This window comes from Streptomyces himastatinicus ATCC 53653, from assembly GCF_000158915.1.
Lineage (GTDB): Bacteria > Actinomycetota > Actinomycetes > Streptomycetales > Streptomycetaceae > Streptomyces > Streptomyces himastatinicus.
In genome coordinates this window covers 10107896-10132418 of the sequence record NZ_GG657754.1, presented here as the reverse complement: position 1 = coordinate 10132418, position 24523 = coordinate 10107896, and the positions used below count along the sequence as shown (strand labels likewise).

The 24523-nt window shown below is 71.6% G+C and carries 9 protein-coding genes and 1 pseudogene; all 10 read left to right on the top strand.

Going from position 1 to position 24523, the window contains the following annotated elements:
* Positions 1 to 6310: pseudogene (locus SSOG_RS57045) on the top strand (SDR family NAD(P)-dependent oxidoreductase); the annotation flags it as partial.
* Between the two features lie 57 nt (positions 6311 to 6367).
* Positions 6368 to 8482, top strand: a complete 2115-nt coding sequence (locus tag SSOG_RS58755; protein ID WP_425385479.1) for a beta-ketoacyl reductase — start codon at positions 6368 to 6370, stop codon at positions 8480 to 8482.
* Between the two features lie 47 nt (positions 8483 to 8529).
* A complete protein-coding gene (locus SSOG_RS57040) occupies positions 8530 to 12597 on the top strand; it encodes a type I polyketide synthase (RefSeq protein ID WP_009720534.1) in 4068 nt (1355 codons plus the stop codon).
* Entirely contained in the window at positions 12542 to 15121 is a 2580-nt protein-coding gene (locus tag SSOG_RS57035) for a type I polyketide synthase (protein ID WP_425385478.1), read from the top strand. The genes SSOG_RS57040 and SSOG_RS57035 overlap by 56 nt, the downstream gene beginning before the upstream one ends.
* Before the next feature lie 98 nt (positions 15122 to 15219).
* The gene (locus SSOG_RS42635) at positions 15220 to 20997 is read left to right on the top strand and encodes a type I polyketide synthase (RefSeq protein ID WP_009720532.1); all 5778 of its coding nucleotides are present in this window, start codon (positions 15220 to 15222) and stop codon (positions 20995 to 20997) included.
* Positions 20990 to 21424, top strand: a complete 435-nt coding sequence (locus SSOG_RS42630; RefSeq protein ID WP_039940091.1) for a nuclear transport factor 2 family protein — start codon at positions 20990 to 20992, stop codon at positions 21422 to 21424. The genes SSOG_RS42635 and SSOG_RS42630 overlap by 8 nt, the downstream gene beginning before the upstream one ends.
* 26 nt (positions 21425 to 21450) lie before the next feature.
* A complete protein-coding gene (locus SSOG_RS42625; RefSeq protein WP_039940090.1) occupies positions 21451 to 21918 on the top strand; it encodes a nuclear transport factor 2 family protein in 468 nt (155 codons plus the stop codon).
* A gap of 25 nt (positions 21919 to 21943) precedes the next feature.
* The gene (locus SSOG_RS58120; RefSeq protein WP_342634396.1) at positions 21944 to 22804 is read left to right on the top strand and encodes an NAD(P)/FAD-dependent oxidoreductase; all 861 of its coding nucleotides are present in this window, start codon (positions 21944 to 21946) and stop codon (positions 22802 to 22804) included.
* A 131-nt stretch (positions 22805 to 22935) separates the two neighbouring features.
* A complete protein-coding gene (locus SSOG_RS58115; protein ID WP_342634395.1) occupies positions 22936 to 23379 on the top strand; it encodes a hypothetical protein in 444 nt (147 codons plus the stop codon).
* Positions 23376 to 24523 (top strand): beta-ketoacyl synthase N-terminal-like domain-containing protein (locus SSOG_RS54470; protein ID WP_039940088.1); only part of this gene is annotated, 1148 nt, incomplete at its 3' end. The genes SSOG_RS58115 and SSOG_RS54470, both read left to right, overlap by 4 nt.

Genomic DNA, 24523 nt, shown 5'->3' with positions numbered 1-24523 from the left:
AGCGCCCGGAGGGCCGACCCCTGTGGCAGGCACCATCAAGTCCAACATCGGGCACACCCAGGCCGCTGAGGGCGTAGCCGGTGTGATCAAGATGGTGATGGCGATGCGGCACGGGCTGCTGCCCGCCTCGCTGCACATTGACGAGCCGAGTCCGCATGTGGACTGGACGGCTGGTGAGGTACGGCTGCTCACCGAGCCCGTCCCATGGACACAGGCCGAACGGCCCGCGCCCGCGCGGCTGTATCGTCCTTCGGCATCTCCGGCACCAACGCCCACGTGATCGTGGAGCAGGCCCCGGACGCGCCGGAGGCCGCCCCATCGGCCGCCGAGGCGGGCGGAGTCCTGCCATGGGCGGTGTCGGCACGGAGTACGGAGGCACTGCGCGGCCAGGCGGCGGCCCTGCTCGACCGGGTGACGGCGGACGACGACACCTCGCCGGTGGAGGTGGGCTGGTCACTGCTCACGTCCCGCTCGCTCTTCGACCACCGAGCCGTCGTCATCGGTGACAACGGGGAAGAGCTGGCGGAGGGGTTGCAGGCCCTAGCGACCGGTGCGCCGCACCCGGCGGTGGTATGTCCCGGAGGCGCTCCGAGTGTTTCGGGTCAGACGGTGTTCTTGTTCAGCGGTCAGGGCAGCCAGCGTCCCGGCATGGGCGCGGCACTGTACGACCGCTTCCCCGTCTTCGCCGAGGCCTTCGACGAGGTCTGCACCCTCCTCGACCCCCACCTGGAGCAGCCGCTCCGGGATGTCGTCTTCAGCCAAGAACCCGAACACGCGCGCCTGCTGGACCACACCACCTACGCCCAAGCCGGACTCTTCGCCCTCCACATCGCCCTCGCCCGGCTCCTGGCCTCCACCGGCATCACCCCGGACGCCGTCATCGGCCACTCCATCGGGGAAGTCGCCGCCGCCCATGTGGCCGGTGTCTTCGATCTGCCGGACGCCTGCCGACTGGTGGCCGCCCGCGCCACGTTAATGGGCGGACTCCCCGAAGGCGGCGGCATGGCCACCATCGCCGCCACACCCGACGAACTCGCCCAGGACCTCGCCGAACACGACGGCCAGGTGAGCATCGCCGCCCTGAACACACCCGGCAACACCGTCATCTCCGGACCCACCGAACGGGTGGCCTCGATCAGCGCTGTCTGGGCCGCCAAGGGCCGCAAGACAAAAACCCTCACCGTCAGCCACGCCTTCCACTCACCGCTGATGGACCCCATCCTCGAACCCTTCACCCAAGCCATCACGGACCTCACGTACCACCAGCCCGCCCTCCCGCTGCTCAGCAACCTCACCGGCGAACCCGCCGACGAACGCATCACCACCCCCGACTACTGGGCCCAACACATCCGCCAACCCGTCCACTTCCACCCCGCCATCACCCACACCGCCCCCAACACAGGCATCTTTCTGGAACTGGGCCCGGACCCGATCCTCGCCACCGCAACACAACACATACTCAGCCACACCACCACGGAAACCGGGCCCCCCAACCCCCTGGTGACAGCCACCCTCACCCGCAAACAACCCGAAGTCCAGGCATTCACGCACAGCCTGGCACGGCTCCACACGGCCGGGACCACCGTCGACTGGACGCCCTGGTACCCCGCTGTGCCAACGCCTCGCACCATCGAGCTCCCCACCTACGCCTTCCAACGCCAGCACTTCTGGCTCGCCTCCTCCGAGACGGCCACGGCCGTCACCGAGGCCGCACAGGCGGACCGGGCGTTCTGGGAAGCCGTCGAGCGCGAGGATCTGGATTCTCTCGCCGCAACCCTCGACTCCCCTGCCGATCAACAGCCCATGCTGAGCGCCGTGCTGCCGACTCTGTCGGCCTGGCGGCGGCAGCATCGCGAACAAGCGGTCATCGACGCGTGGCGGTATCGGACCACCTGGAGGCAGCTTTCCGCGCCCGCCGCGCCCGCTGCCCTCTCCGGCACTTGGCTGGTGCTCGTCCCGTCCAACCAGGCCGATCACCCTGCCGTCGCGACCGTCGTACAAGCGCTCACCACGCACGGCGCCACTCCCCTCCTCCAGGCGCTCGATGCCCGCCAGGCCCAGCGCGGTGATTTGGCCGACGAACTCACCCGGCTCGCCCTCGACGACGAGCCGGCCGGGATCGTGAGCCTGCTCGCGCTCGCCCAGGAACCGCATCCCGCCTACGCCGCGGTTCCCGCCGGACTCGTCGCCACCACCGCCCTCGTCCAGGCCCTCGGTGACGCCGAGGTCACCGCGCCCTTGTGGTGTCTCACCCAGGGTGCCGTCGCCATCCATCCCGCCGATCCGCTCCCCAATCCGCGCCAGGCACAGACCTGGGGGTTCGGCCGCACGGCCGCGCTGGAGCACTCCCGTCGCTGGGGTGGCCTGATCGATCTCCCGACCGTCATCGATCACCACACCGCCGACCGTCTCGCGGCGCTTGTCGCGCCCGGGCAGCCCGAGGATCAGACCGCGATCCGCGCCACCGGCACCTACGCACGCCGTCTCGGTCGCGCTCCCCTGCCGTCCGCAAGCCGTGTTCCGTGGCAGCCGACCGGGACGACGCTCATCACGGGCGGCACCGGCGGGCTCGGCGCCCACCTGGCGCGCTGGCTCGCCCGCAACGGCGCACCCCACCTCCACCTCATCAGCCGCACCGGACCCGACGCCCCCGGCGCCACCGAACTCACCCAAGAACTCACCGACCTCGGCACCACCGTCACCATCACCGCCTGCGACGTCTCCGACCTCACCGCCCTCCACCACCTCATCCGAGCCATCCCCACCGCCCACCCCCTCACCGCCGTCATCCACGCCGCCGGTGCCTCCGACACCGAGCTGATCGCCGATCTCCCGCCGGAACGCCTCCAGCATGTGCTGGAGGCCAAGGCTCTCGGCGCCGCGCATCTGCACGAACTCACGAGGGAACTCGACCTCAGCGCGTTCGTCCTCTTCTCTTCCGGTGCGGCTTCCTGGGGCGGCAGTCGGCAGGCCGCCTACGCCGCCGCCAACACCTACCTCGACGCCCTCGCCGAACACCGCCGTTCCCAGGGGCTCCCCGCCACCAGCATCGCCTGGGGCCCCTGGAGCGAGGCGGGCATGGCCGCCGACGAGACGGCGCTCTCCTTCTACGGGCGGCGGGGGTTGTCGCCACTCAGCCCCGACCTCGCGGTTACGGCGCTCCACCACGCGCTCAACCACCGCGACACCACGGTCACCATCGCGGACATCGACTGGGAGAAGTTCCCCGCCACCTTTACGGCGCAACGGCCGAGTCCGTTGCTCTCCGAGCTGATCGGGCCCGCCGTACACCCGGCGGACGGTCGCCACGCTCCGTCCGCCGTCACACCGCTGCGCCAGCAGCTCGACTCCAGCACCCCCGCCGAGCAGCATCAGTTGCTCCTCCACCAGATCCAGTCCCTGGCGGCCGCGATCCTGGGCCATTCCGGGTCCGATGCCATTCCCCCCACCCAGCCGTTCCAGGAGCTGGGGTTCGACTCCCTCACCGCCGTCGAACTCCGTAACCAGCTCGCCACCCTCACGGGCATCGACCTCCCGCCCTCCCTCATCTTCGACCACCCCACACCGCACGCCCTCGCGACCCATCTGTGTGCCGACATCACGGGGCAGCAGACGGCTGTCGCCGCCCACGCACCTACCGCGGCCGCGCTCGACGAGCCCATCGCGATCGTCGGAATGGCGTGCCGCTATCCCGGTGGCGCGCGCAATCCGAAGGATCTGTGGGACCTGGTCGTCGCACACCACGACGCCATTACGGAGATGCCCACCGACCGGCACTGGGATCTCAACGCGCTCTTCCACCCCGACCCCGACCACTCGGGTACGAGTTATGTCCGCGAGGGTGGCTTTCTCCACGACGCACCCGCGTTCGACGCGGCGTTCTTCGGCATCAGCCCGCGCGAAGCGCTCGCCATGGACCCCCAACAGCGGCTGCTCCTCGAAACCGCATGGGAGACGTTCGAAAACGCCGGACTCGACCGAGACTCACTGAGCGGCAGCAACACCGGCGTCTTCGCCGGAGTGACCTCCCAGGACTATCTGTCGCTCACCGGCGATACGGCGAGCGATGTCGAAGGCTACGTCGCCACGGGGAACATCGGCAGCGTGGTGTCCGGCCGGGTGGCGTACTCGTTCGGCTTGGAAGGGCCCGCGGTCACGGTCGACACGGCCTGTTCCTCGTCGCTGGTGGCCATGCATCTGGCCGCCCAGGCGCTACGGCAGGGCGAATGCGCCCTCGCCCTGGCGGGCGGTGTGACGGTGATGGCCACCCCGGGCGCGTTCATCGAGTTCTCCCGTCAGCGTGGTCTGGCCCCCGATGCCCGGTGCAAGCCGTTCGCCGCGGCCGCCGACGGCATGGTGTGGGGGCGAGGGCGTGGGCCTCGTCCTGCTGGAGCGGCTGTCGGACGCCCGGCGCAACGGCCACCGGGTACTGGCGCTCGTACGGGGCTCAGCGGTCAACCAGGACGGCACCAGCAACGGCCTGACCGCGCCGAACGGACCCTCCCAGCAGCGGGTCATCCGGCAGGCGCTCGCCAACGCCCGCCTGACACCGTCCGAGGTGGACGCGGTCGAGGCACACGGCACCGGTACGACGCTCGGCGACCCGATCGAGGCGCAGGCGCTGCTGGCCACGTACGGACAGGACCGGCCGCACGACCGTCCCCTGTGGCTCGGCTCCGTAAAGTCCAACATCGGCCACACCCAGGCCGCCGCGGGCGTAGCCGGTGTGATCAAGATGGTGATGGCGATGCGGCACGGGCTCCTGCCCGCATCGCTGCACATCGACGAGCCGACCCCCAACGTGAACTGGTCCGAGGGTGACGTACGGCTGCTCACCGAGCCGGTCCCGTGGCCAGAGGGTGAACAGCCGCGCCGGGTGGGCGTGTCGTCGTTCGGCATCAGCGGCACCAATGCCCATCTGATCCTGGAGCAGGCTCCCCATCCGGTGACGCCGGTTTCCGGCGTCGGCGGTGCCGTGCCGTGGCTGGTGTCCGCACATAGCGCCGAGGCCCTTCGAGGGCAGGCGGCGGCCCTGGCCGAGCACGTTTGCCGCGAGGACGACGCGACACCGGTGGAGGTGGGCTGGTCGCTGCTGAGGACGCGCTCGTTCTTCGACCACCGAGCCGTCGTCGTCGGTGACAACCGGGAGGAGCTGGCGGCGGGGTTGCAGGCCCTGGCCACCGGTGCACCGCACCCTACGGTGGTGTGCCCCGGAGGCGCTGCGGGTGTTTCGGGTCAGACGGTGTTCTTGTTCAGCGGTCAGGGCAGCCAGCGTCCCGGCATGGGCGCCGCGTTGTACGACCGCTTCCCCGTCTTCGCCGAAGCCTTCGACGAGGTCTGCACCCTCCTGGATCCCCACCTGGAGCGCTCGCTCCGGGATGTCGTCTTCAGCCAAGAACCCGAGCTTGCGCGCCTGCTGGATCACACCACCTACGCCCAAGCCGGACTCTTCGCCCTCCACATCGCCCTCGCACGGCTCCTCGCCTCCACCGGCATCACCCCGGACGCCGTCATCGGCCACTCCATCGGCGAGGTCGCCGCCGCCCATATCGCAGGCGTCTTCGACCTTCCCGACGCCTGCCGACTCGTCGCCGCCCGCGCCACCCTCATGGGCGGACTCCCCGAAGGCGGCGGCATGACCACCATCGCCGCCACCCCCGACGAACTCGCCCACGACCTCGCCGAACACGACGGCCAGGTGAGCATCGCCGCCCTGAACACACCCGGCAACACCGTCATCTCCGGCCCCGCCGAACGGGTGGCCGCGATCAGCACTGCCTGGGCCGCCAAGGGCCGCAAGACCAAAACCCTCACCGTCAGCCACGCCTTCCACTCACCGCTGATGGACCCCATCCTGGAGCCCTTCACCCAAGCCATCACGGACCTCACCTACCACCGGCCCGCCCTCCCGCTGCTCAGCAACCTCACCGGGGAACCCGCCGACGAGCGCATCACCACCCCCGACTACTGGGCCCAACACATCCGCCAACCCGTCCACTTCCACCCCGCCATCACCCACACCGCCCCCGAAACAGGCATCTTTCTGGAACTGGGCCCGGACCCGATCCTCGCCACCGCAACACAACACACACTCAGCCACACCACCACGGAAACCGGGCCCCCCAACCCCCTGGTGACAGCCACCCTCACCCGCAAACAACCCGATCTCCACGCCTTCGCCAACGCCCTCGCACGGCTTCACACCGCGGGGACCGACGTCGACTGGGCGCCCTGGTTCCCCGCCAGCCCAGCCCCGCGCACCGTCGAACTCCCCACCTACGCCTTCCAACACCAGCGGTTCTGGCTCGCCCCGCCCACTCGCCGTCCCGACGGCCATGACGCGCAGCGTGACCAAGCCGACGCTCAGCTGTGGGGTGCCATCGAAGCGCAGGATGTGGACGCCCTCACCAGCACACTGCACCTGGAGAAGAACAGCCCCGACATCGATGCCCTGCTCCCCGCCCTCCCTCTTCTCTCAGCTTGGCGGCGACGGCACCGGGAGCACTCCACCATCGACTCGTGGCGCTATCGGATCGCCTGGGACCGTCTGCACGACACCGTCGGCGCCCCTGCCCTCACCGGCACCTGGCTGCTCCTCGTCCCATCCGGCCTGGCCGAGCACCCGGTCGTCCAGGCCGCCGCCCAGGCGCTCGATGCCCACGGTGCGGCGCGCGAGACGCTCACCGTCGACACTGCCAGCGCCCATCGCGAGGCCCTCGCCCAACAGCTCACAGACGTACGTACCGCACCCGTCGGTGTGCTGAGCCTCCTCGCTCTCGAGGAGAGCCACCATCCGGATCACCCGGCCGTTCCCACGGGGCTGGCCGCCACGATGGCCCTCGTCCAGGCCCTCGATGAACTCGGGTGGCCCGCAGCCCTGTGGTGCCTCACCCAGGGCGCCGTGGCGGCGGCCCCCTCCGATGCGCTCCCCCATCCGCACCAGGCACAGATCTGGGGGTTCGGCCGGGTGGCCGCGCTGGAATACCCCCAGCTCTGGGGTGGGTTGATCGATCTGCCCGACACCCTCGATGCCCGCACTCCCGGCCGCATCGCCGGGCTGCTCACGCCCGGGCAGCCCGAGGACCAGGTGGCGATCCGTTCGGCCGTTCTGGGCCGCCGTCTCGAGCACGCGCCCGCCACCGACGCCCTGGCTGTCCCCTGGCAACCGACTGGGACGACGCTCATCACCGGCGGCACCGGCGGGCTCGGCGCCCACCTGGCGCGCTGGCTCGCCCGCAACGGCGCACCCCACCTCCACCTCATCAGCCGCGCCGGACCCGACGCCCCCGGCGCCACCGAACTCACCCAAGAACTCACCGAACTCGGCACCACCGTCACCATCACCGTCTGCGACGTCTCCGACCCCACCGCCCTCCACCACCTCATCGACACCATCCCCGCCGAACACCCCCTCACCACCGTCATCCACGCCGCGGGCATCGCGGAGAACACATCCCTCGGGGAGATCGACCTCCCCCACATCAACGCAGTCCTTCAGCCCAAGGCGCTCGCCGCCACCCATCTCCACGAGCTGACCAAGGACCACGACCTCAGCGCCTTTGTTCTCTTCTCCTCCGGAGCTGCTTCCTGGGGCGGCAGTCGACAGGCCGCCTACGCCGCCGCCAACACCTACCTCGACGCCCTCGCCGAACACCGCCGCCTCCAGGGACTCCCCGCCACCAGCATCGCCTGGGCGCCCTGGGGCGATGCGGGCATGGCAGCCGACGAGGCCGTCATCGAGTACTACAACCGGCGCGGGATGAATCCGCTCGACCCGGATCTCGCCGTCGCCTCCCTTCAACACGCCCTCGACCACGACGACATCACCGTCACCGTCGCGGATATCGACTGGGAGAAGTTCCCCGTAAGTTTTACGGCGCAACGGCCGAGTCCGCTCCTCACCCGCCTCATGCCCACCCCGTCGTCCGGCGCCGATGCCCCGGATTCGACGGCGGCCATCAGCTCGCTCCAGCAACAACTGGCCGGCAGCACGCCCGCCCAGCAGCATCAGCTCCTCCTCCACCATCTGCAATCGCACGCGGCCGCAATCCTCGGCTACCCCAGTACGCATTCCATTCCCCCCGCCCAGCCATTCCAGGAGCTGGGGTTCGACTCCCTCACGGCCGTCGAATTCGGTAACCGGCTCACCGCCACCACCGGTATCGATCTGCCGCCCACTCTCATTTTCGATCACCCCACGACCAACCAGCTGGCGGACGTCCTGCGCGGGCGACTTGTCGACACGGATGTGACCTCCGAGGGGCGGTTGCTGTCGGACCTCGACACATGGGATTCGGTGTCGGAGCCGTCCGCTGTGGACGAGGCGGCCCGTCGCCGCATCACCGGCCGACTGCGGCTGCTGCTGGCCAAGTGGAGCGATACGGAACACGAAGCGGACCGTTCCACGGCTCATAGCGAGCTTGAGACAGCAACAGCGGAAGACATTTTCGACCTCATTTCCGATGAGTTCGGAAAGTCGTGAGCCCCATGCCCTCCACCCGCCGCGCCGCGCCAAGGAGCTTGCGCTAGATGTCCAACGAAGAGAAGCTTCTCGATCACCTCAAGTGGGTCACGGCCGAATTGCGCCAGACCCGCCAGCGTCTGCGCGAGGTCGATTCCGCCGAGCCGGAGCCGGTCGCCATCGTGGGAATGGCGTGCCGCTATCCCGGCGGGGTGCGCTCGCCAGAGGAACTCTGGCAGCTGGTGGCGCGGGGCGGTGACGCCGTCTCCGCCTTTCCGACCGACCGGGGCTGGGGGCTCGACGAACTCTTCGATCCGGACCCCGAGCAGTACGGCACGTCCTATGTGGACCAGGGCGGATTCTGTTACGACGCGACGGAATTCGACGCGGCCTTCTTCGACATCAGCCCGCGTGAGGCGCTGGCCATGGACCCCCAGCAGCGGCTGCTCCTGGAAACGGCGTGGGAGGCGTTCGAACGGGCGGGGCTCCGTCGCGACACCTTGAGCGGCAGCAATACCGGTGTGTTCGCCGGGATCGGTTCGCACGACTATCTGTCGGTCATCGGGAACATCACCAGTGAGGTGGAGGGCTACGTCGGGGCCGGAAACCTCGGCAGTGTGCTGTCGGGCCGGGTGGCGTACTCACTGGGTCTGGAGGGGCCCGCGGTCACGGTGGACACGGCGTGTTCGTCGTCGTTGGTGGCCATTCACCTGGCCTGTCAGGCGCTGCGCCAGGGCGAATGCGATCTGGCGCTGGCGGGTGGCGTTGCGGTGATGGCCACTCCGGGGGCGTTCATCGAGTTCTCCCGGCAGCGCGGTATGGCCCCCGACGGCCGCTGCAAGCCCTTCGCCGCCGCGGCCGACGGCACCGGATGGGGCGAGGGCGCCGGGCTCGTCGTACTGGAGCGCCTCGGTGAGGCGCGGCGCCGTCACCACCGAGTGCTGGCGGTGATCCGTGGTTCGGCGGTCAACCAGGACGGCGCCAGCAACGGTCTGACCGCGCCGAACGGGCCCTCGCAGCAGCGGGTGATCCGGCAGGCGCTCGCCAACGCCCACCTGTCCACCGCCGAGGTGGACGCGGTGGAGGGCCATGGCACCGGTACGACGCTGGGTGACCCGATCGAGGCGCAGGCGCTGCTGGCCACGTACGGGCAGGGGAGGGCGGAGGACCGGCCGTTGTGGCTGGGCTCCATCAAGTCGAACCTGGGCCACACCCAGGCCGCCGCGGGTGCGGCCAGTGTCATCAAGATGGTGATGGCGATGCGGCACGAGCTGCTGCCCGCCTCGCTGCACATCGACGAGCCGACCCCGCACGCGGACTGGACCTCGGGGGGCGTACGGCTGCTGACCGAGCCCGTCCGGTGGCCCCGGGGAGAACGGCAGCGCAGGGCCGGGGTGTCCGCGTTCGGCATCTCGGGGACGAACGCCCATCTGATCCTGGAGCAGGCCCCCGAGGAGGCGGAAGACACCGCGGTGCGGCCGGACCCTGGTGGCATCGGGGTGGTTCCATGGGCGGTGTCGGCGCGGAGCGTTCAGGCATTGCGGAGCCAGGCGCGGGCGCTGGCCGAGCGGGTGGCCGACTTCGCGGACGTATCGCCCGCCGAGGTGGGCTGGTCGCTGATCCGTACCCGGTCGGTGTTCGACCACCGCGCGGTGGTCGTGGGCGAGAGCCGCGACGAGCTGACGGCGGGGCTCATGGCGCTGGCCGCCGGGGACACCCATCCCGGGGTGGTCGAGACCGGCGGCCCGGCGGTGGTGGGTGGCACGGGCCCGGTGCTGGTGTTCCCGGGGCAGGGTTCGCAGTGGGCCGGAATGGGCGCCGCACTCCTGGACGACTCCCCCGTCTTCGCCACCCGCGTCGCCGAATGCGAACAGGCCCTGACCCCATACGTGGACTGGTCCCTCACCGACGTCCTGCGCGGCCACCCCGACGCCGCCGACCTCGCCCGCGTCGACGTCGTACAGCCCGTCCTATGGGCCGTCATGGTGTCACTGGCCGCCGTATGGGACGACTACGGCGTCACACCAGCCGCCGTCGTCGGCCACAGCCAAGGCGAGATCGCAGCCGCCGTGGTGGCTGGCGCACTATCGCTGGACGAAGGCGCCAGGATCGTGGCACTCCGCAGCCAGGCACTGCGCAAACTCGCGGGCGGCGGCGCCATGGCCTCCCTCGGCATGGGCCAGGACCAGGCCGAGCAGTTCCTGACCGACCTGGGCACACACGCCGAGGGCGTCGGCGTGGCCGCCGTCAACGGACCCGGATCCGTCGTCGTATCCGGACCACCCGACCAAGTAACGAATGCGGTCACCGCATGCCAGGACGCGGGCGGCCGGGCCCGGCTCATCGACGTCGACTACGCCTCACACGGCCCCCAGATCGACCAGATCGCCGACGAACTGACCGACCTCCTGGCAGGGATCGAACCGGCCCAGGCGGAGGCGGTGTTCTACTCCACCGTCACCGGCGGCCGGATCGATACGAGCGGTCTGGACACCGCGTACTGGGTGACGAACCTGCGCCAGCGGGTGCGCTTCGCCGATGCCGTACGGGCCCTGCTGGACGACGGCCACCGCGTGTTCATCGAGGCCAGCACCCACCCCGTACTCACCGTCGGCATGCAGGAAACCTTCGAGGAAGCCGGGGTCCAGGCCGCCACCGTCCCCACCCTGCGCCGCGACCACGGTGGCCACCCCCAGCTGATGCGCGCGATCGCCCAAGCCTTCACGGCGGGGGTCGAGGTGGACTGGTCCCGCCGGTTCCCGGCCGACCCGGCGCCCCGCATCATCGACCTGCCGACGTACGCCTTCCAGCGCGAACGCTACTGGCTCGACCGCCGTGGCGGGCCGAGTGGCGATCCCGCCGAACTGGGGCTGATGTCCGCCGGGCATCCGCTGCTCGGCGCCGCCGTGGAGGTGGCCGAGGGCGGCACCCATCTGCTGACCGGGCGGCTGTCCCCGCAGACCCACCCCTGGCTGAACGACCACCGGGTGCTGGACACCGTGCTGCTGCCCGGGACCGTCTTCGCCGAACTCGCCCTGCACGCCGCCGCCCGGACCGGCTGTGACCAGGTGTCCGAGCTGACCCTGGCCGCGCCCCTGGTCGTGCCGGACGGCGAGGCGGTCGATGTCCAGGTCGTCGTCGGCGCCCCCGGCCCCGGCGGTGAGCGCTCCCTCACCATCCATTCCCGTCCCGCCGCCGAGAGCGGTGACGCGGTGTGGACGCGCCACGCCACCGGTGCGCTCACCCTCTCGCCCGCGACCGCGCCCCTCGCGCTCGATGGCGCGTGGCCGCCGCCGGGGGCCACATCGCTGCCCGTACAGGACTTCTACGCCCGGCTCGCCGACCACGGCTATGCCTACGGCCCGTCGTTCCAGGGGCTCACCGCCGCATGGCGGCTGGACGACCACCTGTACGCCGAAGTGGCGCTGCCCGAGGACGAACGCGCCTCCGCCACCGGGTACGGCATCCACCCGGCACTGCTCGACGCCGCCCTCCACACCCGTGCCCTCGGCGTCGCCCCCGATTCCGAGGAGGCGCAGCGGGTCCTGCTGCCCTTCGCCTGGAGCGGTCTGCGGCTGTGCGCCACTGGTGCCGACGCTCTGCGGGTGCGCATCACCCCCACCGCGGCGGACCGGCTGGCTCTCCAGGTCTTCGATCCGGTGGGCGCACCGGTGGTGACCGTGGATGATCTGATCCTGCGGCCCGTACCGGAAGACGCCCGGCTGGGCCGGGCCCGGTCCGCGGGCCGCAACGCCCTGTTCCAGCTCGGCTGGGTGCCTCTGCCCCTGCCCGAGGGTGGGGCCGAGGGCGGGCCCGGGGGCGGCCCGGCGCTCCGTACGGCCGTCCTCGGGACCGACGCGGAGCCGCTGGCCGCCGCCCTGCCCGACGCCGCTCGCCATCCCGGCCTCGATGCCGTCCGGGCGGCCGTGTCGGAGGGCACGCCGGCGCCCGACGTCGTGTTCGCCACCGTCACCACTCCCCCGGACGCCGATCCGGTCGAGCACACGCATCGCATAAGGCAGGGACGTACTCTCGCTGCTCCAAGGCTTCCTCGCCGTCCCCGAGTTCACCGGCTCCCGGCTGGCCGTCGTCACGCGGCGCGCGGTGGCCACGCACGGCCAGGACGACATCCATGACCTGCCCGCCTCCGCCGCCTGGGGTCTGGTGCGCAGCGCCCAGTCGGAAAACCCCGGCCGGGTGCTGCTGCTCGACCTGGATGAGCATGACCTTTCGCCGGGGGCGGTGGCGGGTGCGGTCGGCTCGGGCGAGCCGCAGATCGCGCTGCGCGCCGGGCAGGCGTACGTGGCCCGGCTCGCCCATGACGACGCCGCCAGGCGGCTCACCCCGCCCGATGGCCCGGCGGCGTGGCGGCTGGGGCTCACCGGACACGGCAGCCTGGACCATCTCGCCCTGGTCGACTGCCCGGACAACACCCGCCCGCTGGGATCCGGCGAGGTGCGGGTGGCGCTGCACGCGGGCGGGGTGAACTTCCATGACGTCGTGGTGGCGCTGGGCATGGTGGAGGACCCCCGGCCGCTCGGTGGCGACGGCGCGGGCGTGGTGGTCGAAGTGGGCCCGGACACGGGCCGGTTCGCCGTGGGCGACCGGGTGATGGGCCTGTTCAACGGCACCGGTCCGCTCGTCATCACCGACAGCAGGCTCATCACCCGGATGCCGGACGGCTGGTCGTACGCGCAGGCGGCGACCATCCCGTCGGCCTTCCTCACCGCGTACTACGGGCTGGCCGATCTCGCGGGACTACGGTCTGGGGAGAAGCTGTTGCTGCACGCGGCCACGGGCGGGGTCGGGCTGGCTGCCGTACAGCTGGCCCGGCACTGGGGAGTCGAGGTGTACGCCACGGCGAGCCCCGGCAAGTGGCATGCGCTGCGGGCCCGTGGCTTCGACGACCGCCACATCGCCTCCTCCCGCGCGCTCGACTTCGAGGACCGTGTCCGCGAGGCCGCCGGGTCCGTCGATGTGGTGCTCAACGCACTGGCGGGTGACTTCGTGGACGCGTCGCTGCGGCTGCTGACGCCCGGCGGTCGCTTCATCGACATGGCCAGGACCGACATCCGTGACCCCGCCCAGGTCGGCGCCGAGCACGCCGGGGTCGTCTACCGTGCGTTCGACCTCGTCGGCGGTGCCGGTCCGGACCGTATCCAGCAGATGCTGGCCGAGCTGTCGGTGCTGTTCGAGGACGGAACGCTGGATCCCCTGCCCACCACGGTGTGGGACATCCGCCGGGCTCCCGAGGCGTTCCGCCACTTCAGCCAGGCACGCCACATCGGCAAGATCGTCCTGACGATTCCCCAGACCCTCGACCCGGAGGGCACCGTCCTGATCACCGGTGGCACCGGCACCCTGGGCGCCGCCACCGCCCGCCATCTGGTGACCCGCCACGGCGTACGGAGGCTGCTGCTGGTCAGCCGCCGGGGGCTGGACGCGCCGGGAGCTCCCGAACTGGCGGCGGAGCTGGGTGAACTGGGCGCACACGTCACCGTTGCCGCGTGTGACACCGCGGACCGGGCGGCCCTCGCCAAGCTGCTGGAGTCCCTTCCCGAGCGTCATCGGCTCACCGCGGTGGTCCATGCCGCAGGCTTGCTGCGCGATGCCACGGTCGAGGCGCTGACACCCGCCCAGGTCGATGACGTCCTGCGGGCAAAGGCGGACGCGGCGTGGAATCTGCACGAGCTGACCCGGGACCTGGGGCTTTCGGCGTTCGTACTGTTCTCCGCCGCCGCCGGGCTGCTCGGCGCCGCGGGACAGGGCAACTACGCGGCCGCCAACGCCTTCCTGGACGCCCTCGCCCAGCGCCGCCACGCCCAGGGCCTGCCCGCGACCTCCCTGGCCTGGGGCTACTGGGAGCAGGCGACCGGGATGACCGGGGACATGACCGACGCCGACCGGGCCCGGCTGGCGCGGGCGGGCATCGTGGGGCTGGAGACCGAGCAGGGGCTCGCGCTGCTCGACATCGCCCTCGCCAGCGGTCTGCCCACGCTGGCGCCCATCCGCCTGGACCTGGCCGCCCTGCGCCGCCGGGCCCGGGACACCGAACCACCGGCCCTCTTCCGCACCCTCGTGCGCGGCGGTACTCCCCAAGCCGTTGCCAAAGCCGCCGGGGTGTCCGCCGCGGACCCGGCGCAGTCGCTCGCGGCACTCTCCGAGGAGGACCGGCAGCAGGCGCTCCTCAGGCTGGTGCGCGGCCATACCGCGACCGTGCTGGGCCACGACGCGGCGGAGTCCATCCACCCCGCGCAGAACTTCCGGGAACTCGGCTTCGACTCCCTGACCGCGGTCGAGCTGCGGAACCGGCTGGGCGCCGCCACCGGACTGCGGCTGCCGGCCACTTTGGTGTTCGACCACCCCACACCCTCCGCGGTCGTCCGGCTGCTGGACGAGCTGCTGGCCCCGGCCGGGGCGGCCCGGACCGGCTCCCTCCTCGCCGATCTGGACGCCATCGGCGCGGCCCTGGGCACGGTGGCCGACGACCCGGAACAGCGGACGCGGATCGCCGGACGGCTGCGGGAGTTGCTGCGCAGGGTGGACGGCGATGGTGAAGAGGTGTCCGCCGAGGACGACTTGGACTCGGCCACCGACGAGGAGCTGTTCCAGGTGCTCGACAGCGAACTGAACGCCCCCTTCGACGACAGTCTCCGCTGACCTTCTCCGCCTTCCGGTGAATGCCTTCCGATGGATGCCTTTCCGATGGATGCCTTTCCGATGAATCCAGACGGCCGTGACGATCGGGTTGATGTGACATGACGGACGACGAGAAGCTCCGCAGCTACCTGAAGCGGGCGACCGCCGATCTGCGCCTGGCCAAACGGCAGTTGCGCGAGGCCGATGAACGGGCCCGCGAGCCCATCGCCATCATCGGGATGGCCTGCCACTTCCCCGGTGATGTGGCCTCTCCGGAGGATCTGTGGCGGGTGGTGAGCGAGGGTGCGGACGTCATCTCGTCCTTTCCCGAGGACCGCGGCTGGGACCTGGACGGCCTCTACGACCCGGACCCCGAGCGCGCCGGGACGAGCAGCGCCCGGGAGGGTGGATTCCTCCGCGATGTGGCCGATTTCGACGCCGACTTCTTCGGGATCAGCCCGCGCGAGGCCGCGGCGATGGACCCGCAGCAGCGGCTGCTGCTGGAAACGGCGTGGGAGGCGTTCGAGCGCGCCGGGCTCGGCCGGGACGCGCTGAGCGGGAGCGACACCGGGGTGTTCGCGGGGGTGGACTCGTACCACTATCTGTCGCTCATCGGGCAGACGACCAGCGACGCGGCGGGCTATGTCGCCACCGGGAACCTCGGCAGCGTGGTGTCGGGCCGGGTCTCGTACTCCTTCGGTCTTGAGGGGCCCGCGGTGACGGTGGACACCGCGTGTTCGTCATCGCTGGTGGCGACGCACATGGCGGCGCAGGCGCTGCGGCAGGGCGAATGCACCCTCGCCCTGGCGGGCGGGGTGACGGTGATGGCGACACCGGGTGGCTTCACCGAGTTCTCCCGTCAGCGCGCGCTGTCGCCGGACGGTCGGTGCAAGGCGTTCGCGGCGGCCGCGGACGGCACCGGGTTCTCCGAGGGTGTCGGACTGGTGCTGCTGGAGCGGCTGTCGGACGCCCGGCGTAACGGCCACCGGGTGCTGGCCGTGATCCGTGGCTCGGCGGTCAACCAGGACGGGGCGAGCAATGGGCTGACCGCGCCGAACGGGCCCTCGCAGCAGCGGGTGATCCGGCAGGCGCTCGCCAACGCCCGGCTGGCGCCCCGCGAGGTGGACGCGGTCGAAGCGCACGGCACCGGTACGACGCTCGGCGACCCGATCGAGGCGCAGGCGCTGCTGGCCACGTACGGACAGGACCGGCCGGACGGGCGGCCGCTGTGGCTCGGCTCCATCAAGTCGAACCTCGGGCATACCCAGGCCGCCGCCGGGGTGGCCAGTGTCATCAAGATGGTGATGGCGATGCGGCATGGGGTGCTTCCGCAGTCCCTGCACATCGACGAGCCCTCGCCGCATGTGGACTGGACAGCAGGTGATGTGCGGCTGCTGACCGAACGGGTCGCCTGGGCGGCGGACGACCGTCCGCGCCGCGCGGGCGTGTCCTCCTTCGGGATCAGCGGCACCAACGCCCATCTGATCCTGGAGGAGGCACCGAAGGAAGCGGAGCCCGGCGTCACGCGGCCGGACACCGAGGACTTCGGCGTCGTGCCGTGGGTGGTGTCGGGGCACAGCGCCGCGGCGTTACGAGGTCAGGCGCGGGCGCTGGCCGAGCGGGTGGCCGACTTCGCGGACGTATCGCCCGTCGAGGTGGGCTGGTCGCTGATCCGTACCCGGTCGGTGTTCGACCACCGCGCCGTGATCGTGGGCGAAAGCCGCGACGAACTGACGGCCGGGCTCATGGCGCTGGCTGCCGGGGACACCCATCCCGGGGTGGTCGAGACCGGCGGCCCGGCGGTGGTGGGTGGCACGGGCCCGGTGCTGGTGTTCCCGGGGCAGGGTTCGCAGTGGGCCGGAATGGGCGCCGCACTGCTGGACGACTCCCCCGTCTTCGCCACCCGCGTCGCCGAATGCGAACAGGCCCTGGCCCCATACGTGGACTGGTCCCTCACCGACGTCCTGCGCGACTACCCCGACGCCGCCGACCTCGCCCGCGTCGACGTCGTACAGCCCGTGCTGTGGGCCGTCATGGTGTCGCTGGCCGCTGTGTGGGGCGACTACGGCGTCACACCCGCCGCCGTCGTCGGCCACAGCCAAGGCGAGATCGCAGCCGCCGTAGTGGCCGGTGCACTGTCGCTGGACGAAGGCGCCAGGATCGTGGCACTCCGCAGCCAGGCACTGCGCAAACTCGCGGGCGGCGGTGCCATGGCCTCCCTCGGCATGAGCCAGGACCAGGCCGAAGCGTTCCTGACCGACCTGGGCACACACGCCGACGGCGTCGGCGTGGCCGCCGTCAACGGACCCGGATCCGTCGTCGTATCCGGACCACCCGACCAAGTAACGAATGCGGTCACGGCATGCCAGGACGCGGGCTGCCGGGCCAGGCGCATCGACGTCGACTACGCCTCACACGGCCCCCAAATCGACCAGATCGCCGACGAACTGACCGACCTCCTCACCGGGGTCAAACCGGCGCGATCCGGGGTGGCGTTCTACTCTGCCGTCACCGGCGGCCGGTTGGACACCGCCGAGTTGGACACCGCGTACTGGGTGACCAATCTGCGCGAGCGGGTGCGCTTCGCCGATGCCGTACGGGCCCTGCTGGACGACGGCCACCGCGTGTTCATCGAGGCCAGTACCCACCCCGTACTCACCGTCGGCATGCAGGAGACGTTCGAGGAAGCGGGCATCGGGGCCGTCACGGTGCCCACGCTGCGCCGCGACCATGGGGGAACGGCGCAGCTGGCGCAGTCGGTGGCCCGGGCCTTCACGGCGGGAGTCGAGGTGAACTGGTCCCGTTGGTTCCCGGCCGACCCGGCGCCCCGCGTCATCGACCTGCCGACGTACGCCTTCCAGCGCGAGCGCTACTGGATCGACGGCGCATCCGGGCCCGGTGGCGATCCGGCCGGTCTCGGGCTGGTGGCCGCGGGCCATCCGCTGCTGGGTGCGGCGGTGGAGTTGGCCGACGGCACCACGCGTCTGCTGACCGGTCGGCTGTCGGCGCGGACCCACCCGTGGCTCGGTGAGCACGTGGTGGCGGGTGCGGTTCTGGCACCGGGTGCGGTGCTGGTGGAGTGGGCGCTGCGGGCGGCCGACGAGGTGGGCTGCGGCGGTGTGGAGGAGCTGGCTCTCCAGCGGCCGCTGGTGCTGCCCGCGTACGGTGGGCTGCGGGTCCAGGTGGTGGTGGGGGCCTCGGCGGAGGACGGGCGGCGTGACGTGGCCGTGTACACGTGCCCCGAGGACACCGCGGGTCTCGGCGTGGACGGGGAGTGGGTGTGCCACGCCAGGGGTGTGCTGGCCCCGCCCGCGGAGGCCCCCGGGCAGGCGGAGGGGCTGGGTGGCGCCTGGCCTCCGGCGGGCGCGGAGCCGCTGGACATCGACGGGTTCTACGAGCAGGTGTCGGCGGCCGGTTACGGGTACGGACCGGCCTTCCAGGGCCTGACCGCCGCCTGGCGGCACGGCGCGGACGTCCTCGCCGAAGTGGCCCTGCCCGAGGCCGCCGGTGACCGGAGCGGGTTCGGGATCCATCCGGCCCTGCTGGACGCGGCGCTGCATCCGTCGCTGCTCATGGACCGGCCGGAGGGGCAGGAGGACGACGACCGGGTGCGGCTGCCGTTCGCGTGGAACGGCGTGTCGTTGTGGGCCTCCGAAGCGACCAGTGTGCGGGTGCGGCTGGCCCGCGACGAGGAGCGGCAGGGCTTACGGATGACGGTGGCCGATGCGGTGGGTGCACCGGTGCTGACGGTGGACTCGCTGGTCACGCGCCCGGCCGGTGCGGACGGGTTGCGGGCGGCCGCGGCCGGGCGCGGGGTGGACGGGCTGTTCACGCTGGGCTGGTCCCCGCTGCCGGTGCCTGCCACCGCGGGGTCGGTGGTGAGTGACGGCGCATGGGTGGTGCTGGGCGAGGATCCGCTGGGCTTGGCGGTCTCGGTGGCGGAGGGTGGCGCGGAGGAGTGTGTCGTGTGCTACCCGGATCTGGACGCGCTGGTCGCGGCGATCGACGCCGGTGCGCCCGCTCCTTCGGTCGTTCTGACGCCCTGCCATGCGTCCGGGGACGTCGCCGATGCCCGCGAGGGGCTGCGGGCGGTGGACGGGCTGCTGGGGCTGGTGCAGGGGTGGCTGGGACGGGCCGCGCTGGCCGATGCCAGGCTGGTGGTGGTCACGCGCGGCGCGGTGGCCACGGCCGATTCCGGTGAGAGCGCCGTGGATCCGGTCGGGGCCGGGGCGTGGGGGCTGATCCGCAGCGCCCAGTCGGAGAACCCCGAACGGTTCGTTCTGCTCGACCTCGATCCAGGGCTCGACCGCGATCCCGGTACCGGTGGCGGCATCGCCGCGGAGGCGGTCGTCCGCGCGGTGAATGCGCATGAGCCGCAGGTGGCGGTGCGTACGGGACGGGTCCTGGTGCCCCGGCTGGGGCGGGCCGGAGCCGGTAGTGCGGCCCCGCCGGACACCGCCGAAGCGCCCGGCGCCGGAGCGGTCCTCGACCCGGACGGCACGGTGCTGATCACCGGCGGGACGGGCACACTGGGCCGCCTGGTGGCCGAACACCTGGTGCGCACCTGGGGTGTCAAGCATCTGCTGCTCGTCAGCCGACGTGGCCCGGACGCCACCGGCGCCTCTGAACTAGCCGCACATCTGGGCGAGTTTGGCGCACAGGTACAGATCTCCGCCGCGGATGTCACCGATCCGTCGGAGGTGGCGGACCTGGTCGCCGGGGTCGACCCGGCGCACCCGCTGACCGGTGTCGTCCATGCCGCCGGTGTGCTGGACGATGCCGTTCTCACCTCCCAGACGCCGGAGCGGCTGGCCCGGGTCTGGGATCCGAAGGCCACGGCCGCGGCGCATCTGCACACGGCGACGGCGGATCTGCCGCTGGCCCTGTTCGTGGTGTTCTCCTCGACGGCGGCCACCCTGGGTTCGTCGGGGCAGTCCAACTACGCCGCGTCGAACGCGTTCTGCGACGCCCTGGCCGCCCACCGTCGCGCCCTGGGCCTGCCGGGGGTATCGGTGGCCTGGGGTCTGTGGGCCGACGCCAGTGGCATGACCGGGCACCTGGACGAGGCGGACCGGGCCCGGATGGCGCGTTCGGGCATCGGGGCGATGTCCGGCGAGCGGGCGCTGGGGCTGCTGGACGCCGCCGTACGGCACGGTGCGCCGCATCTCGTCGCCATCGACCTGGACGTACGGGCGCTGGCCGGGCAGCCCGCGCTCACCCTGCCCGCCCCGCTGCGGGCGCTCACCGGTGGCGGTCCGGCGCGGCGCACCGCCGCCACCGGCCGCGCGCACACCGACTGGGCCGGCCACCTTGCCGCGCTTCCACGGGACGAGCAGCACCGGGTGCTGCTCACCCTGGTGCTCACGCACGCCGCGGCCGCGCTCGGCCACTCCGACCCCGGCCGGATTCCGGCCGAACGCGGCTTCCTGGACCTGGGTTTCGACTCGCTGACCGCGATCGAGCTGCGGAACAGGCTGACCGCCGTCACCGGGCTGCGGCTGGCCACCACGCTCATCTTCGACCAGCCCAACCCGGCCGCCCTCGCCGCGCATCTGCACACCGAGCTGGCGCCCGGGGACGCGGATCCGCTCACCCCGGTGCTGGGCGAGCTGGAGCGGATGGAGGGCACGCTGCTCACCGTCGCCCGGGACGAGACGGCCTGGGACGCGCTGCGCGCCCGCCTGCGGAACACGCTGTCGAAGCTGGACGCCCTGCACGGCGGCCCGGCCCAGGCGGAGGGCGCCGCGGAGGGCGCCGCGGACAGCGCCGCGGTGACCGGCCGCATCCAGGACGCCAGCACCGACGAGATCTTCCAGTTCATCGACCAGGACCTGGGCCGCGGTGACAGCGGTCGCGCGGAGAGCGACGGAGAGCACATGGGAGCACACGTTGATTGACGAACGAAGCCGGAAGAAGCTCATCCTCGAGCACAGCCGTCGGCTCAACGCCGCGGATGTGGACGGGCTGCTGGAAATGTACGCGGACGAGGTCACCTTCGAGGATCCGGTCGGCTCGGGTCAGCAGAGCGGGCGGGACGCGCTGCGGGCGCACTTCGAGGAGCTGGCCGCGGCGGGGATCGCCGAGGTTCCCGGAGAGCCGGTGGCGGGGCAGGACGGTGTGCATGTGCTGGTGCCCGTCACCGCCACCATGGGCTACCTCCCGAAGGGGCCGGGGTTCGCCGACCGCGGCTGGCTGACGGCGCCCGACGCTCCCGAGGACGCCCGTATCACCTGGGACTACGTGCTGTTGGTGCGCGCGGGGGCCGGCGGCCTCATCCAGGAGCTCCAGAAGTTCTGGGGGAGGTCCGACATTGGCATCCCGTAATGACAACGACGGCACAGGAGACGTTCATGGCCGATGAGGCGACCCTCAAGAAGATGGCGGTGGAGTACGCCCGGCGCATGAACGCCGGTGATGTCGATGACGTACTCGCACTGTTCTCCGATGACATCGTCTTCGAGGATCCGGTCGGCGCGCCGCCGCTGATCGGCAAGGAGGCGCTCCGCGAGCACATCGCGTGGTCCATCGAATGCCGGGTGCACGAGACCCCGGGCCGCCCGGTCACCTCGATGGACGGCCGACGGGCGGCGGTGCCGACCACGGTCACGGTGTACGCGCCGACGAAACTGACCTTCAGCATCATCGGTGTCATTGAGCTCGGTGATGACGGTCTGGTCCATCACGCCCAGGCGTTCTGGGGCATCACGGACACCAAAGTGGGTGATGGCCCCGAACTCACCGGCGTCGCACACTTCATGGCCGTCACCCAGAACCTCGCTCGGATGGTCCAGGCCAAGGGCAGCCCCAGTCCGATGTAAGTGGTGAAGGGACGAGAGCAGAACCATGACCGAACCGAAGCGCGGAATTGTCCTGGGCGGCGGCTGGGCGGGGATGTTGGCCGCCCATGTGCTCGCCCGTCATCTGGAGAGCGTGACCGTCGTGGAGCGCGATGTGCTCCCGGACGGGCCCCGCCACCGCAAGGGCTCGCCCCAGGCGCGCCATGTCCATGTGCTGTGGTCCAGTGGCGCCCGTATCGTCGACGAACTGCTGCCCGGCACGATCGACCGGTTACTGGGCGCGGGCGCCCGCAGGGTCGGATTCCACGAGGACCTGGTGACGCTGACCTCGCACGGCTGGCAGCATCGGTTTCCGCCGCGGCAGTACGCCATCATGTGCACCCGGCCGTTCCTGGACTGGATCGTGCGCGACCAGATCCTGGCGGCCGGGCGGATCTCCGTACGGTCGCGCGCCGAGATTCTCGACCTGGCCGGAGACGGCAAGCGGGTCGCCGGGGTGCGGGTGCGGGACATGGACACCGGGGCCCTCGAAACCCTGGAAGCGGACCTGGTGGTCGACGCCTCGGGGCGCGGCTCCCGGCTGCGGCACTGGCTGTCGTCGCTGGAACTGCCCCCGGTCGAGGAGGACATCGTCGACGCGGGCATCGCGTACGCCACGCGGGTGTTCCGGGCGCCGCCGGGGGCCACCGCCGGTTTCCCCGCCGTCAACGTGGCCGCCGACCACCGGGTGCGCGAGCCCGGCCGCTTCGGGGTGGTCTATCCGCAGGAGGACGGCACCTGGATGGTGACCCTGTCCTGCACCCGCGGCGCCGGGCTGCCCACGCACGACGACGACTTCCTGCCGTACGCGCAGACGCTGCGCCATCCGCTCGTCGCCGACCTCAGCCACCCTCGCCGAGCCCGCTGACGTCGGGTGGCGGGTGTCCCCGCGTCGGCGCCAACCGCCGGCTGTATCCGGAGCGGCTGGACGCCTGGCCGGAGGGGCTGCTCGTCCTCGGGGACGCGCTGGCCGCGTTCAACCCGATCTACGGGCATGGGATGAGCGCCGCCGCACGCAGCGCCGCCGCGCTCGACGCGGAGCTGGGGCGTTCGGGATACGACCCGGCGCGGACCCGGCGGATGCAGCAGGCGGTCAGCGCCGTGGTGGACGACCCGTGGATCATGGCCGCGTCCAAGGACGTCGAGTACGTCAACTGCCGTACGGATGTGACGGATCCGCGGCTGACCGGTGGAGTGGTGGCGCGGCAGCGTTTCTCCGACCTCATCTCCGACCGGGCGATCCGTGCCTCCGCGGTGTGCGACGTGGTGACCGATGTGATCAGCCTGACCGCCCCGCAGTCCGATCTGGCGTCCAGCCGCTTCCTGTCGCTGATGCAGCAGGACCGGCCGCTGCCGGAACTCACCGCGCCGCCGCTGCGCCCCGACGAACTCGCCCTGGTGGACCTGAATCCGCGCAGCACGGTGGCCGGGCGACTGTCATGACGAACGAGGAAAAGCTCGTCGACTACCTCAAGTGGACCACGGCCGAGCTGCACGAGGCGCGGCAGCAGCTGCGGGATCTGCGGTCGGAGCGGGAGGATCCGATCGCGCTCGTCGGCATGGCCTGCCGCTTTCCCGGTGGCGTCAGCACACCGGAGGAGCTGTGGGATCTGGTGGCCGGAGAACGGGATGCCGTCTCCGGCCTTCCCACCGACCGTGGCTGGGATCTGGAGCGGCTCCACCATCCCGGACCGGGCCACCACGGCACCTCGTACGTCCGCGCGGGCGGCTTCCTCTACGACGCGGGCGCGTTCGACGCGGAGTTCTTCGACATCGGCCCCGGTGAGGCCGCGGCCATCGAACCGCAGCAGCGGATGCTGCTGGAGCTGGCCTGGGAGGCCGCGGAGAGCGCGGGCATCGATCCGCGGACGCTGCGCGGCAGCTCCACCGGCGTGTACACGGGCGTGATGTACCACGACTACGCCGCGCGGCTGAGCGACATCCCGGAAGACCTGCTGGCACACGTGGGGAACGGCAGCGCCGGAAGCGTGGCGTCAGGCCGGATCGCCTTCACCCTGGGGCTGCGGGGCGCGGCCGTCACCCTGGACACGGCGTGTTCGTCGTCGCTGGTGGCGATGCATCTGGCCGCGCGGTCCCTGCGTCAGCGGGAATGTGACCTGGCGCTGGCGGGCGGGGCCGCCGTCATGTACTCCCCGAGCGTGTTCCAGGTGGCCTCCGGTCAGCAGCAGCTCGCTCCCGACGCGCGGTGCAAATCCTTCGCTGACGCGGCCGACGGCATGGTGTACGGGGAAGGCGCAGGTCTGGTGCTGCTGGAGCGGCTGTCCGACGCACGCCGCCACGGCCATCAGGTGCTGGCGGTGCTCCGCGGTTCGGCGATCAACCAGGACGGTGCCAGTACGGGGATGGCGGCGCCGAACGGCCCGGCCCAGCAGCAGCTGATCCGGGACGCGCTGGCGAACGCCGGGCTGGCGGCAGCCGATGTGGACGTGGTGGAGGCGCATGGCACCGGTACCGCGTTCGGTGATTCCATCGAGGTGCAGGCGCTGCTGGCCACCTACGGTCAGGAGCGGCCGCCCGATCGGCCCCTGCTGCTGGGGTCGGTGAAGTCGAACATCGGGCACACCCA